The sequence below is a fragment of the Cupriavidus sp. 8B genome (assembly GCF_054589115.1).
The window spans coordinates 75,335-89,826 of sequence record NZ_BAAILO010000317.1 but is presented as its reverse complement, the minus strand read 5'-3'; the positions used below and the strand labels follow the sequence as shown (position 1 = coordinate 89,826).

At 67.4% G+C, this 14,492-nt stretch carries 13 protein-coding genes; 10 read left to right on the top strand and 3 right to left on the bottom strand.

Annotated features, from left to right (window positions below):
• The first annotated feature begins 78 nt into the window (after window positions 1-78).
• The gene (locus tag ACYP5B_RS31560; protein ID WP_318235869.1) at window positions 79-393 is read left to right on the top strand and encodes a BolA family protein; all 315 of its coding nucleotides are present in this window, start codon (window positions 79-81) and stop codon (window positions 391-393) included.
• A gap of 4 nt (window positions 394-397) precedes the next feature.
• Window positions 398-1,192, top strand: a complete 795-nt coding sequence (locus ACYP5B_RS31555; RefSeq protein ID WP_267603145.1) for a peptidylprolyl isomerase — start codon at window positions 398-400, stop codon at window positions 1,190-1,192.
• A gap of 122 nt (window positions 1,193-1,314) precedes the next feature.
• Here ACYP5B_RS31555 and ACYP5B_RS31550 read toward each other — a convergent pair whose 3' ends face one another.
• A complete protein-coding gene (locus ACYP5B_RS31550) occupies window positions 1,315-1,968 on the bottom strand; it encodes a TetR/AcrR family transcriptional regulator (protein WP_400093029.1) in 654 nt (217 codons plus the stop codon).
• Window positions 1,969-2,077: 109 nt separating this feature from the next.
• On the opposite strand from ACYP5B_RS31550, the gene ACYP5B_RS31545 reads away from it, so the two are divergent.
• A complete protein-coding gene (locus ACYP5B_RS31545; RefSeq protein WP_459572281.1) occupies window positions 2,078-3,736 on the top strand; it encodes an acyl-CoA dehydrogenase family protein in 1,659 nt (552 codons plus the stop codon).
• 143 nt (window positions 3,737-3,879) lie between these two features.
• Here the strand turns inward: ACYP5B_RS31545 and ACYP5B_RS31540 are convergent, their stop codons facing one another.
• Window positions 3,880-5,091, bottom strand: coding sequence for an HD-GYP domain-containing protein (locus tag ACYP5B_RS31540; RefSeq protein WP_400093032.1), 1,212 nt, complete (start codon window positions 5,089-5,091; stop codon window positions 3,880-3,882).
• 472 nt (window positions 5,092-5,563) lie between these two features.
• Here ACYP5B_RS31540 and ACYP5B_RS31535 point away from each other — a divergent pair, with 472 nt between their 5' ends.
• A complete protein-coding gene (locus tag ACYP5B_RS31535; RefSeq protein WP_440938275.1) occupies window positions 5,564-6,502 on the top strand; it encodes a Bug family tripartite tricarboxylate transporter substrate binding protein in 939 nt (312 codons plus the stop codon).
• A gap of 85 nt (window positions 6,503-6,587) precedes the next feature.
• Here the strand turns inward: ACYP5B_RS31535 and ACYP5B_RS31530 are convergent, their stop codons facing one another.
• Window positions 6,588-7,316, bottom strand: a complete 729-nt coding sequence (locus ACYP5B_RS31530; protein WP_400093033.1) for a helix-turn-helix domain-containing protein — start codon at window positions 7,314-7,316, stop codon at window positions 6,588-6,590.
• 184 nt (window positions 7,317-7,500) lie between these two features.
• Between ACYP5B_RS31530 and ACYP5B_RS31525 the strand changes: the two genes are divergently transcribed.
• The 6 genes from ACYP5B_RS31525 to ACYP5B_RS31500 form a co-directional block, all read left to right on the top strand.
• Complete coding sequence (locus ACYP5B_RS31525; RefSeq protein ID WP_459572280.1) at window positions 7,501-8,667, top strand: NAD(P)/FAD-dependent oxidoreductase; 1,167 nt, start codon at window positions 7,501-7,503, stop codon at window positions 8,665-8,667.
• Between the two features lie 53 nt (window positions 8,668-8,720).
• Window positions 8,721-10,175, top strand: a complete 1,455-nt coding sequence (locus ACYP5B_RS31520) for a M81 family metallopeptidase (RefSeq protein ID WP_459572279.1) — start codon at window positions 8,721-8,723, stop codon at window positions 10,173-10,175.
• Window positions 10,176-10,233: 58 nt separating this feature from the next.
• Window positions 10,234-11,820, top strand: a complete 1,587-nt coding sequence (locus tag ACYP5B_RS31515) for an ABC transporter substrate-binding protein (RefSeq protein WP_459572278.1) — start codon at window positions 10,234-10,236, stop codon at window positions 11,818-11,820.
• A 322-nt stretch (window positions 11,821-12,142) separates the two neighbouring features.
• A complete protein-coding gene (locus ACYP5B_RS31510; protein WP_459572277.1) occupies window positions 12,143-13,078 on the top strand; it encodes an ABC transporter permease in 936 nt (311 codons plus the stop codon).
• A gap of 41 nt (window positions 13,079-13,119) precedes the next feature.
• The gene (locus ACYP5B_RS31505) at window positions 13,120-14,022 is read left to right on the top strand and encodes an ABC transporter permease (protein WP_318235860.1); all 903 of its coding nucleotides are present in this window, start codon (window positions 13,120-13,122) and stop codon (window positions 14,020-14,022) included.
• 22 nt (window positions 14,023-14,044) lie between these two features.
• The coding region (locus ACYP5B_RS31500; RefSeq protein WP_459572324.1) for an ATP-binding cassette domain-containing protein at window positions 14,045-14,492 on the top strand (448 nt) is incomplete at its 3' end.

The window sequence follows — 14,492 nt, the reverse complement described above, 5'->3', positions numbered from 1 at the left end:
GCCCCCGCCCCCCCGCGCCTCCCCAAGATTGACCGCTCCGGCCCCGGCCGGACCCCACCAGGACACGCACCTCAGCCAATGGCCGCCGACCCCGCACAAATCGAAGCCCTGCTGCGCGCAGCCCTCACCCCCTCCAGCGTCGAGGTACGCGACGACAGTGCGCTGCACGCCGGCCATGCCGGCGCCGCGTCCGGTGGCGGGCATTACCACGTCACCATCGTCAGCGCGCAATTTGCCGGCAGCACCCGGGTAGCGCGCCATCGCATGGTGTATGATGCGCTGCGCGATCTATTCCCCACGCAAATCCACGCGCTGGCGGTGACCGCGCTGACTGACCAAGAACTTGAATCCCGCGAAACCTCCCGCGATTCCTCGAGCAACTCTCAGATCTGATTCCATGAAGACCACAGTCCTCTCGTTCAGCCTGGCGGCTGTGCTTGCCGCTGGCAGCTTGCCCGCCCTCGCCCAGAACGCCGCCGTCGTGAATGGCAAGGCGATCCCCTCGGCCAAGCTGGACAAGCTCGTAGCCGGCACCGGACAGCCTCCCAGCGCGGAACTGCGCGACCGTGCCCGCACCATGCTGATCGACCGTGAGCTGCTGCTGCAGGAAGCCAACAAGCGCGGCCTGACCCAGCGCGACGACCTGCAGGAACAACTGGAACAAGCCAAGCTGAACGTGCTGGCCGGTGCCGTGTTCGAAGACTACGTCAAGACCCACGGCGCCAGCGACGACGAACTGCGCAAGCAGTACGACAAGATCAAGTCCCAGTTCGGCAGCGGCAAGGAATACCACGCCCGCCACATCCTGGTCGAGAAGGAAGCCGACGCGCGCGCCATCATCGCCAAGATCAAGGCTGGCGCCAAGTTCGAAGACCTGGCCAAGGCCTCGTCCAAGGACCCGGGCTCCGCAGCCAACGGCGGCGACCTCGACTGGGCCAACAGCAGCAGCTACGTGCCGGAATTCTCGGCCGCCATGACCGCGCTGAAGAAGGGCCAGATGACCGAAACCCCGGTCAAGACCCAGTTCGGCTGGCACATCATCCAGCTCGACGACACGCGCGACGCCAAGATCCCGACGTTCGAGGAAGTCAAGCCGCAGCTGGTGCAGATGCTGATGGGCGACCAGAACTGGCAGCGCGAGCAGTTCCAGGCAATGATGAAGTCGCTCAAGGACAAGGCCAAGATCCAGTAAGTGGATTCAGGCTTGCCGTGACGGGAAAACCGGCGCCGATGGCGCCGGTTTTCATTTGCGCGAGCGGGATACCGCTGGTTTGCTCCCCTCAGCCCTGAGGGGAGAGGGAGAAACAGCCGTCGTCATGGCGCGCGGCTTTGGCCTGTTCCGCCAAGCGTTCGCAGGTATCCATGCGCTGCGCCCCGCAGTTGCCGCATCAGCCGCGAGAAATCGATCCCCTCCCCCTCATCGATACAAGCATGCGAGATCAGGCCATAGACGATGGCCTGCAGCGTCACCGAGGCCTCCTCGACCACCGCGGCCTGCGGCGCGTCGGCCGCGCTTAGCAGCGCCCGGCTCCACAACGCGACGAACCGCGCATACATCTTCTGGTAAGCCCCGCGCCCCGAATAATGCCGCTCCAGCAGGTAGATCGGGCCCCACCGCTCCGGCGTCTCGCGGTGGTGCTCCGCGTTGACGGCAATCAGCGCGTCCACGATGGCCGCCATCGATTCGCCCCGGCACTGCGCGAGACTCGCATCCATCGCCAGCACGATGCGTTTGGCGCGCAGGTGCAGGCACACCTGCGCCAGCTCTTCCTTGCTGCCGAAGTACTCGTAAAACGTTCCCAGCCCCACCCCGGCCAGGTCAACGATGGCGCGGATCGTCACCTGCGCATAGTCCTGCCCGGCCAAAAGCCGAACAAAGGCCTCCTGGATGGCCAGCGACGTCTGCCACGAGCGCGACTGCATTGGCCTGCGGCGCGGCTTTGCCGGGCCTTTTTGCTGTGGGTTCATGGTGCTCCGAAAGCCGAACATGAAGGCTGGCCATTCTATCTAGAATGACCCTTCGAATCTAACGGGCGGCGGCAAGCCCGGCCAGCCCGGCCCAAGGAGACAGCCCGTCATGAACGCTACCCAAGCTACCCACGCCACCCACGTCATCACCAACCAGGTTCCCGAGCTTAAGGACTACAACCTCTATACCAGCGACCCCGCCATCCGCCGCGCCGTTGCGCGCGCCGGTGCGGGCTGGAACGAGGCGCAGCTCAAGCGCCAGGGCGCGGTGCTCGGCGCCGAGCAAACCATCCGCCACGCCGAAGACGCCAACCGCTACCACCCGGAGTTGCACACGCATTCGCGCATCGGCGAACGCATCGACCAGGTGCGTTTCCATCCCGGCTGGCACGAGATGATGGCCATTGCGCGCCGCAGCGGGCTCGCCAACCTGCCCTTCGCCGATACGCGCCCCTCGGCATGGGCCTCGTATGCGGCCTCGCTGTATATGCACAGCCAGATCGAGTCCGGCTCGCTGTGCCCCACCAACATGACCCAGGCCTGCATCCCGGTGCTGCGCAAGGAGCCCGGGCTGTTCGCGCAGTTCGGCGACAAGCTGCTGACCCAGGCCTATGACCCACGCGACATCCCTATCAAGCAAAAGGGTTCGATCAACGTGGGCATGGGCATGACGGAGAAGCAAGGCGGATCGGACGTGCGCGCCAACACTACCCGCGCGGTGGCCAGCCGCGGCGAAGGGCGCGGCGCCGAGTACCTGATCACCGGCCACAAGTGGTTCTTCTCCTCGCCGATGTCGGATGCCCACCTGGTGCTGGCCAATACCGATGCCGGCTCCTCCTGCTTCTTCGTGCCGCGCTGGCGCCCCGACGGCAGCAAGAACCCGATCGAGATACAGCGCCTCAAGGACAAGGTAGGCAACCGTTCCAACTCCAGCAGCGAGGTCGAGTTCCGCGATGCCTGGGGCATCATGGTGGGCGAGGAAGGCCGCGGCATTCCCACCATCCTGGAGATGGCCACGTACAGCCGGCTCAACTGCTCGCTGTCCAGCGCCGGCTTCCTGCGCCAGGCGCTGGTGCAGGCCCTGCACTACGCGCGCCACCGCAGCGCCTTCGGCAAGCCGCTGATCCGCCAGCCGCTGATGATCAGGCTGCTGGCCGACATGGCGCTGGAGGCCGAGGCCGCCATGCTGCTGGCCATGGGCCTGGCCACCGCCTTCGAAGCTACCGACGACCCCGCCCGCCTGGCATGGCGCCGCATCCTCACGCCCGCGTCCAAGTTCTGGATCTGCAAGCGCGCGGTGGAGATGACCGGCGAGGCCATGGAAGTCTTCGGCGGCAACGGCTATGTGGAGGATGGCCCCATGGGCCGGCTGTTCCGCGAAGCCCCGGTCAACTCGATCTGGGAAGGCTCCGGCAACGTGATGTGCCTGGACGTGCTGCGCGCCATCGGCCGCAACCCGGACGACTACCTGCGCGTGCTGGACCAGATGAGCACGGTGGGCGCGGGCGAGCCGCGCATCCAGGCCAGCGTGGCCGCGCTGCGTGCGGCGCTGCGCCTGCCCGAAGACGAACAGCAGGCAGAGGCGCGCCGCACCACCACGCGGCTGGTGCTGACCGCCCAGGCCTGCCTGATGCTGCAGCATGGTGAACCGGCTACGGCGCAGGCTTTCCTGGCCAGCCGCTTCGACCCGGAATGGGGCGCCGTGATGGGCATTAGCGCGGGCGGTGGCGACGCCGCGCGCATCCTGGAGATGGCCTGGGCCGCCTGACCCTGCCAGGGCTGCAGGACACGACAAAAACACGACAATGCCACCTCCAGGCGGCACGAGGAGACAAGCCTTGCACCTGGTATCTGCTGCGCGCGGGCCGGGCCGACGGCAGGAGCGACGGCTCCGGTACCAGATAACGGCCCTCAGGCCGCGCAGAGTTCCAATAGCTGCTCGTCGCGAAAGCCCCACTGCGCCGGGTCCTCGAAACCCACGATGGTATCTTCCGCCGCGCTCAGGTCCAGTGTCTCCGGACCAAGGTGCGCAGCCTCGCTCACCGAATAGAACACCTTGACCAGCGGGCGCAGCGGCTCGTTGTCGTTTTGCGCGAAGACCACCGCCAGCCGTCCGGAGCGCAAGCGCAGCACCGTGCCCAGCGGATAGATGCCGATGGACCGGGTAAAGGCCTGGAACACGGTACGGTCGAACAGCGTATCCACCCGCACCGCCATGTACTCCAGCGCCCGCGCTGGCGTCCACGCCTGGTGCCCGGGCCGGTTGGAGGTCAGCGAGTCATAGGTGTCGCACACCGCGGCGATCTTGGCATGCACGCTGATCTCGTTGCCGTGCAGGCCAAACGGGTAGCCGCGCCCGTCGATGCGCTCGTGGTGATGCATGCAGACGTCGAGGGGAATATTGCTGTAGAGCTTGGCCTCGTTGAGGATGCGGTAGCCCACCGAAGGATGCCGCTGCACCATCGCCACCTCGGCGGCGGTCATCTCGCCCTGCTTGTGGAGCACGTGCGTGGGCACGGAAATCTTGCCGATATCGTGCACCAGGCCCGCCAGGCCGAGTTGCTGCAACTCGCCCCGGTCCAGGCCGAGCGTGCGTCCAAGCGCGATCATCAGCGCGCAGACCGCGAAGGAATGCAGGTAGGTGTAGTCGTCCCGCACCTTGAGCCGTGCCAGTGCGATCAGGGCCTGCGAATGGCGCGTGAGCGAATTCGAGACGGAATCGACCAGCATCAGCGCGCCCTCGACCTCCAGCGCCCGGCCCATGCGGGCATCGGTGAACATCGAGCCGACCACCGCCTTGCCGCTCTTCATGACTTCCCGGGCCAGCCCGAACTCCACCTCCAGCGGCACGCCCGACTGCGGCACGGCGCCGGCCGGCTCGTCGGCGACGGGCTTCACGTTCAAGGATCCCGTCGCCGCCGGCTGCACGGGCGGCGGCACGCCCTTGCCCTTGAGCAGGTCGATCCAGACCTCCTCGACCTTGGAGGCGATCATCTGGTCGATCTGTTCCCGGCTGTTCACCAGGAACCGGGAGCGCCAGAAAGGATGCTCCAGCCATGGCCCGCCCACCCTGGCCACGAACATCCCGACTTGAAGCTGTTGGGTCTTGATCCGTTTCAGCATGCCAGCTCCTCGCGTACAGATTGAATAAGGCGTGGTCGCTTAACGGCAAGGATGCGGATTACTTTAGGGTTGGCGCAGGCTCTGGTGCGCGTGGCGTCCTCGACGCGGCGGCGCATGTGGATATTCGCAAAAAGCCGGATTCTCGTCGTACACGCAGACGCCGCGGCCGCTCGGCCTCCCTGGCGAAGCAGTTCGCGCCCAGTCGGGAACGCACCGCCGGCAGGCCCGCAGGCATGCAGCTTGGTTATGGCTTTGCCCAGAATCGGCAATTCTCAAGCAAGCGCTTAGCCGGGATACTTGTGCATCGACGCACCCTGCTTGCGACAAACCCCGCGGCAAATCACACAAAATCCGGCCCGTCCACGCGGCGAGGCCAAACCTGGCTTCACAGGAGACCACCATGTTCCGAGCGACCCGCCCCGCCCTGCGGCGTCATCCAGCTTACTGGTGTGCCGCCCGCGCCATCGGCCTGATGCTAGCGTTGCCTGTCTTCTCGCAGCCCAGCGCAGCGCAGGCCTGGCCGGACAAACCGATCCGGCTGGTGGTCAACTTCCCGGCCGGCGGCGCCGCCGACACATTGGCGCGCGGCCTCACCCCCGGGCTGACGGCAGCGCTCAAGCGGCCCGTGGTGGTGGATAACCGCCCCGGCGCCAACGGCATCATGGGCGCCGACGTGGTCGCCAAATCGCCCGCCGATGGCTACACCTTCCTGCTGACCTCGGGCGGCGCCATTGCCATCGACCCCTTCCTGTACACCAAGATGCCTTACGACCCGCAGAGGGATCTGACGCCGGTGGCCTCGGTGGCCTTGGTGCGGGTGTTCCTGCTGGTCCACCCGTCGGTGCCGGCCAGGACGCTCGCCGAGTTCGTCAGCTATCTGCGCGCAAATCCCGGCAAGCTCAGCTTTGGCTCGGCCGGAAACGGCAGCACCCCGCATATCGCCGCCGAGATGTTCAAGCGCGCCGGCAAGCTCGACGCCGTCCATGTGCCCTACAAGGGCGCGGCGCCCGCGCTGAGCGACCTGCTCTCCGGCCAGGTGCAGTTCATGTTCGATCCCGGTCCCGGCCTGCAGCACGTGGCCGCCGGCAAATTGCGGCTGCTGGCAGTGGCCAGCGGCAAGCGCGCTGCCCAGTATCCCGACGTGCCCACGCTGGCCGAAGCCGGGCTGCCAGGCGTGAACGGCGATTCCACGTTCGGCGTCTATGCGCCGGCCGGGACGCCACGCGCCGTTGTCGAGAGAATGAACAAGGAGATCAACCAGGCGGTGGCCGCGAACGTGCTGCAGGACAGCGTCAATCGCATGGGCGGTGCCGTGGCGCCGCTTTCGATCCAGGCGTTTGCCGAGCGGCAGGATGCGGATCGGGCGCGCTATGGGAGCTTTATCAAGGCGGCCGGGATGACATTGGACTGACGTTGGCGCGAGCCCCGAGCGCGCTCCATGGCGCCCGGGGCTCGCCGACTCCCGCATGCACGGATGGAGGCCCGCGAGTCGCCCTTCAACCCTTACGCTGGCCCTTGCCGGCAGCGGCTTTCCCATGTGTCCGGCTGGCGGCAGGTTGCGGCGCGGCCTGCGTCTCCCCGGCCTGGGCGGACTTCATGAAGCGGCTTTCGCTGGTCATCACGCCGACAATCCGGGCGAGCTGGCGGCTCAGGCTGATGTAGGCGTGGCCCATGCGGGCATCGAAGTACAGCGAATCGCCGCGCGCCAGATGCACCCGCTCGCCGCCGTCGAAATGCACCTCGATCTCGCCGGAGAGTACGTACACGAACTCCTCGCCGGGATGGCGCGCGAAATCCTCGGGCCCCGAGATGCGGCGCGCGTGCACGGTGCTGACCACCGGAATCATCTGCTTTCCCACCGCCTCGGTGCCGAGGAATTCATAGGAAAACGCCACGCCCCGGTAGGTCACGCCCTCGCCGGCCCGCGTCACGACGGGCCCCTGGAACGGCGCCGTCTTCGCGCCGGCGCCCGCGAACATCGAGCCCATGTCCATCTGCAGCGCCTTGCCCAGCGCGGCAAAATTCTCGTAGCCCAATGCCAGCTGCCCGCGCTCCGCGCGCGAGATGGTGGTGATCGAGACGCCTGACAGTTCGGCGAGATGCGCCAGCGTCCAGCCAAAGGCTTTGCGCGCACTGCGCAGACGCTTGCCAAAGGTCTCGCGGTCGAGCGTGCGCGACTCGTCGCTGCCGTCGTTGCCGCGCTCCTGGGCGATGTGTGTTTTCAAGCCTGCGTCCTTTTTTCCGTTGGAGCGGATGCTATCAGACGGCGCAGTCGGGTACATCCCATGCGGCTCACTTTAGTGCAAAATTTGCGTATCCGCAATTTGCATATTCGCAAATTCTTGAATACACTCACTCGCATTCCAAAGCACGAGCACCCGGTCAGGGCGCTCAGCCTCCCCGACATCCATGCGCACAATTCACGCCACTCCGCCGATTTCAGCTGACTTCCTCATCATCGGGGGCGGCATTGCCGGTGCGTCCGTCGCGCACTGGCTCGCACCGCATGGCCGCGTCATCGTGCTCGAGCGCGAAGCGCAGCCCGGCTACCACTCGACCGGCCGCTCGGCGGCGCTGTTCATGGAAAGCTACGGCACCACGCAGGTACGCGCGCTGACGATGGCAAGCCGCGCCTTCCTGCAAGATCCGCCGCCGGGCTTTGCCACGCATCCACTGCTGACGCCGCGCGGCGCGCTCATGATCGCCGGCCCTGGGCAGTTGCCCCTGCTCGAAGCGCACTGGGAGGTACTGCGCGCCATCGCGCCCGATGCGCGCCTGCTGACCACCGAGGAAGCCTGCGAGCGCGTGCCCGTGCTGCGAGCGGAACAGGTGCTGGGCGCCGTGTACGAGCCCGACGCCGCCGACATGGACGTGCACGCCATCCACCAGGGCTACCTGCGCGGCATGCGCCAGGCCGGCGGCAAGCTGGTGTGCGATGCCGAAGTCGCAGCCATTGCACGAGTACAAGACCACTGGCGTGTTGAGGCCGGCGGGGTGGCGTACGAAGCCCCCGTGCTGCTCAATGCCGCCGGCGCCTGGGTCGACGTGATTGCCCGGCTGGCCGGCGTGCAGCCGCTGGGGATCGAGCCCCGCCGCCGCTCGGCCTTTATCTTCGCGCCGCCCGCGGACGTGGACACGAGCGGCTGGCCGATGGTCTTCGGCGCCGGCGAGGACTGGTACTTCAAGCCCGACGCCGGCATGTTGCTGGGTTCGCCGGCCAACGCCGATCCGGTCGAGCCGCAGGACATCCAGCCCGAAGAGATGGATATCGCGCTGGCGATCCATCGCATCGAGGAAGCCACCGCGCTCTCGATCCGCCGGCCCATCCGCACCTGGGCCGGGCTGCGCTCCTTCGTCGCCGACGGCGACCTCGTGGGCGGCTTCGACGATGCGGCGCCCGGCTTTTTCTGGGTCGCTGCCCAGGGCGGCTACGGCATCCAGACCTCGGCCGCCATGGGCGAGACCTGCGCCGCGCTGGCGCGCGGCCTGCCGGTGCCTGCCCATCCCGCGTCGTTCGGCCTGACCGCCGAAATGCTGGGGCCCGCGCGGCTGCGCCGCCTGGCTGCATCGACCTGAATTGCGTCTGCCCCCCAACCGCCAATCGGCTAACAGACCAGGAGCTCATCACCGTGCGTGTCTTCAGTGCCTCCCTCGCCACCGAAACCAATACCTTCGGGCCGATGCCCACCGGCCTCTCGTCCTTCAAGGACCGCGGCTACTTCCCGGCCGGCCAGCATCCCGACCAGATGACGTTCTTCTCAGGCCCGCTGTGGGCCGCCCGGCTGCGCGGCAAGGAACGCGGCTGGCAGTTGTGCGAAGGCGTGGTGGCCGGCGCGCAGCCCAGCGGCACGACCACGCGCCATGCCTACGAAACCCTGCGCGAGGAACTGCTGGCCGACCTGCGCGCGGCGCTGCCCGTGGACATGGTGCTGCTCGGCCTGCACGGCGCGATGGTGGCCGATGGCTACGATGACTGCGAAGGCGACCTGCTGCAGCGCGTGCGCGCCATCGTCGGGCCCGAGGTGGTGATCGGCGCGGAACTTGATCCGCACAGCCACCTGACGCCGGAGATGGTCGAGCACGCCGACGTGCTGATCGCCTTCAAGGAATACCCGCACACCGACGTGCTGGAGCGCGCCCTGGAACTGGTCGACCTGTGCGCGGCCAAGGTGCAAGGCAAGGTCCGCCCCGTGGCTGCCGTGGTCGACTGCGAGATGATCGTCACCGTTCATACCTCGCGCGAGCCAGCACGCGGCTTCGTGGACCGCATCCAGTCGCTGGAAGGCCGGGACGGCGTGCTGTCAGTCTCCATTGCGCATGGCTTCTCGTGGGGAGACGTGCCCGGGATGGGCACCAAGGTACTGGTCTACACCGATGGCAACCAGGCCCAGGCCGATGCGCTGGCCCGCCAGCTGGCCGACGAACTGATCGGCATGCGCGAGGCGCTCACGGTGCGCTATCCGGACATCGACACTTCGCTCGACGAGGCCCTGGACTTCAACGGCGGCCCGGTGGTACTGGCAGACGGCGCCGACAATCCCGGGGGCGGCGCGGCGAGCGACTCCACCTTTATCCTGCGCCGCATGATCGAGCGCGGCATCGACAACGCCGCCATTGGTCCACTGTGGGACCCGATCGCGGTGCGCATCGCCTTCGACGCGGGCATGGGCGCGCGCCTGGCAATGCGCATCGGCGGCAAGATCAGCCCCCTCTCCGGCGATCCGCTGGACCTGGACTGCACCGTCAAGGCACTGCTGCCCGACATGGTGATGACCGGCCTGTCGAACACGCCGGTGCAGATGGGCGATTGCGCGCTGGTGCAAGCCAACGGCATCGACATCGTGCTGATCACCCTGCGCAACCAGGCGATGGGCACGGACCTCTTCACGCAACTGGGCTGCGATCTTGCGCGCAAGAAAATCATCGTGGTCAAGTCGTCGCAGCATTTCTACGCCTCCTTCTCGAAGGTGGCGAAGCACGTGATCTACGCGGGCGCCCCCGGCGCCGTGACGCTCGACCTCACGACCCTGCCCTACCGCAAGGTGCGCCGGCCCAAGTGGCCGCTCGACGTCGCCGCGGCCTGAGCGCCGCCTGCCTGTTGGCAACGACAAAGACGACAACAACGACAACGGAGACCCGCAGATGACACTGAATCGTCCCCTGTTCGCCGCCCTCGCGGCGAGCGTCCTCGCCCTGGCGGGCGCCGCCAGCCTTCCCGCGCTGGCGCAGACCAAGACCCTCAAGGTCGTGGCCCATGCCGACCTGAAGATCCTCGACCCGACCTTCACCACCGCCTACATCACGCGCAACTTCGGCTACATGGTGTACGACACGCTGTTCGCGCAGGACGCGAGCGGCAAGCCGCAACCGCAGATGGTGGAGAAGTACAGCAGTTCCAAGGACGGCAAGCAGTGGAGCTTCACCCTGCGTCCCGGCCTCAAATTCTCGGACGGCAGCCCGGTCACCTCGGCCGACGCCGTCGCCTCGTTGCAGCGCTGGGGGGCGCGCGACAGCCTGGGCCGCGCCATGGGAGACGCCGGTGCCGAGTGGAAGGCGGCCGACGCGCGCAATTTCACGCTCACGCTCAAGGAACCCTTCGGCATGGTGCTCGATGCGCTGGCCAAGCCATCGGGCTTTGCGCCGGTGATCCTGCCTGAGCGGCTGGCCAAGATGCCGGCCACCTCGCCTCTGCCCGAGGTGATGGGCTCCGGCCCCTTCGTCTTCAAGCGCGACGAATGGGTGCCGGGCAACAAGGCTGTCTTCGTGCGCAACCCGAACTACGTGGCGCGCAGCGAACCAGCGAGCGGTCTTGCCGGCAGCAAGAAGAGCCAGTTCGACCGCGTCGAATGGCTCTACCTGCCGGACGCCAACAGCGCCATCGCGGCGCTCAAGCGCGGCGAGGTCGACCTGGTCGAACAGGTGCCGCCGGACTACATCGCCCCGCTGCGAGCCGACACCAGCATCAAGATCGGCTCGGGCGGCGCCTACCAGGGCGTGCTGGTGATGAACCAGTTGCATCCGCCCTTCAATAATCCGAAAGTGCGCCAGGCCTTCCTGCAAGCGGTGAGCCAGGAACGCTTCACCGCGGCCATGGGGTATCCGCTCGACATGCGGATGAACTACTGCGCCACCTATTTCATCTGCGGCGGCTCCAACGATACGACGGCCGGCGCCGAGCCGTACCGCAAGGCCGACCTGGCGCGCGCCAAGCAGTTGCTGGGCGCGGCCGGCTACAAGGGCGAGAAGGTGGTGGTGCTGGTGCCGACCGACGTGCCTCAGCTCAACGCCGAGGCCCTGATGGCGGCGCAGACCATGCGCAGCATGGGCATGAACGTCGACATGCAGAACATGGACTGGGCCTCCATCGGCGCGCGCCGTGCCAAGCGCGATGCGCCCGAGGCCGGCGGCTGGAACATGTACGTGACGGTGGCGGGCGAGTTCGATTCGAATTCGCCGATCACCAACGCCTACCTCAGCGCCGCCTGCGGCAACAGCCTGCCCGGCTGGCCCTGCGACAAGCCGCTCGATGAACTGCGCACCGCCTGGATCCGCGAGACCGTGCCGGCCAGGCGCAAGGAATTGCTCGATGCTTTCCAGAAGCGCGCCTATGAGGCCGTGCCCTATGTGAATGCCGGCCAGTACTCGGCGGCCTTCGCGGCGCGCGCCAGCCTCAAGGGCGTCGACAAGCTGTGGGCCGGCATGCCCACGGTCTGGATGCTCGACAAATAAGGGGCGTCGGACTTTCGTGTGGGTCGCCGGGCGAAGCCGGCGCAGGCGTAGCAAGAGCTCGCGTGCAATCTCGCGCAGGTGTAGCTCCCCTCCCGCGCAGCGGGAGAGGGGTTGGGGGAGAGGGCGGGCGTACGCAAGAGCGAGGCGCATCACGTTGAGCGAGCGCCCACCCTCTCCCCCGGCCCCTCTCCCATTTCATGGGAGAGGGGAGCAAACCAGCGCATTGCATCGTGTCGCTCTCGCTCGGATGGAGGACGCACACGAAAGTCCGAATGGCCACAAATATGGACGAGCACGATCAACCGAGGAGACACGAACGACCATGAGCTACCTGCTCCGACGCCTGGCCGCGACGCTACCCGTGATGGCGGTGGTAGCCATCGTGGTGTTCCTGCTGATCCACTTGTCGCCGGGCGACCCGGCGGCGCTGATCGCGGGCGACCTTGCCACAGTCGACGACATCGCCAAACTGCGCGGCGCGCTGGGCCTGGACCTGCCGCTGTGGCGGCAGTTCGTGTTGTGGCTCGGCCGGCTCGCGACCGGCGATCTCGGCACCTCTATCTTCACCCAGGTGCCGGTGGCCCGGTTGCTGGCGCAGCGGCTGGAGCCCACGGCCTCCATCGCCGCGCTGACCATGCTGCTGACCTTGCTGGTGGCGGTGCCGCTGGGCACGCTCGCAGCCTACCGCGCCGGCAGCTGGATCGACCGGCTGGTGATGCTGCTCGCGGTACTGGCGTTTTCCCTGCCGGTGTTCCTGGTGGGCTACCTGCTGGTCTATGCCTTTGCCATCCAGCTGCCGTGGTTCCCGGTGCAGGGCTATGCGCGCTTTGCCGATGGCCCTGGCGAGTGGCTGCGCAGCCTGGTCCTGCCCTGCGTCAACCTGGCCCTGGTCTATATCGCGCTGGTGACCCGCATGACACGCGCCACCGTGCTTGAGGTGCTGCACGAGGACTACATCCGCACTGCGCGCGCCAAGGGCCTGGGCGTGCTGCCGGTGCTGGGCCATGCGCTGCGCAACGCCGCGATCCCGATCGCCACCACGATCGGCATGGGCATCGCGCTGCTGATCGGCGGCGTGGTCGTCACCGAGACCGTGTTCGCCATCCCGGGCATTGGCCGCCTGGTGGTCGACTCGGTGCAGCGCCACGACTATCCGGTGATCCAGAGCGTGCTGTTGATCTCGGCCGGTGTCTACGTGCTGATCAACCTGATGATCGACCTGAGCTACCGCCTGTTCGATCCGCGCATCAAGTACTGACATCCTGTGCCAACCCCATCCTTGCCGCGAGACCTGCCGCCATGTCCACCTCCCTGCCCGTGACCGATGGCGCCGCCCCTAGCACGGCGGTGCCGGAGGACGCCCCCTTCGTGCTGCCGCGCTGGCACTGGGCGCGCAAGCACCCCACGCTGATCGTCGGCGCGCTGTTGCTGGCCGCGATTGCCGTGCTCTCCATCGGCGCGCCCTGGATCGCCACCTTCGACCCCCAGGATATTGATCCGCTGGCGCGCATGCAGCCGCCTTCGGCCGAGCACTGGTTCGGCACCGATGCGCTGGGCCGCGATGTGTTCAGCCGCGCGGTCTGGGGCGGGCGCGTCTCGATGGTCGTCGGCCTGTCGGTCGGCCTGCTCGCGACCGTGTTCGGCGTGCTGCTCGGCCTCGCCGCGGGCTTCGTGCGCTGGGCCGATTCCTTCGTGATGCGCGTGATGGACGGCTTGATGGCCATCCCCGGCATCCTGCTGGCGATCGCGCTGATGGCCGTCACGCAGGCCAGCCTGACCGCGGTGATCGTCGCCATCACCATCCCCGAAGTCCCGCGCGTGGTGCGGCTGGTGCGCTCGCTGGCGCTCACGCTGCGCGAGCAGCTCTATGTCGAGGCGGCGCATGCGGTGGGCACCCGCCTGCCGGTGATCCTGGCGCGCCATGTGGTGCCCAATATGGTGGCGCCGCTAATCGTGCAAGCCACCTTCGTGGCCGCCGCCGCCGTGCTGACGGAAGCGGCGCTGTCCTTCCTCGGGGTAGGCGTCCCGGGGCAAACACCAAGCTGGGGCAACATGATGGCCGAGGGCCGCAATTTCGTGGCAGTGGCGTTCCACATCATCCTTTACCCCGGCATCCTGCTGGCCGCGACGGTGCTGGCGATCAACCTGCTCGGCGACGGCTTGCGCGATGCGCTCGATCCGCGCCTGGCGCGGCAACTCTGAACCCGGGAGCCCATCAATGACGATGACGATGACGATGTCCCGCGTTGCCCTGGCCACCGGCGAGCCGCTGCTGGAAGTAGACGACCTCCACACCCATTTCGACACGCTCACCGGCCCGGCCCGCTCGGTCAACGGTGTCTCGTACACCGTGCGCGCCGGCCAGACGCTTGGCGTGGTCGGCGAGTCAGGCTGCGGCAAGAGCGTGACGGCGCTGTCGATCATGCGGCTGCTGCCCACGCCGCCGGCACGCATCCGCGGCGCCGTGCGGCTGCGCGGTACCGACCTGCTGCAGCTCAGCGAGCGCGAGATGCGCCGCATACGCGGCAACCGCGTGTCCATGATCTTCCAGGAGCCGATGACCTCGCTGAACCCGGTGCTCACGATCGGCCGGCAGATTGCCGAGACTGTGCAGCTGCACCAGGGTGCAAGCCGTGCCGATGCGCTCAAGCGCGCGGTGGAAATGCTCAGGC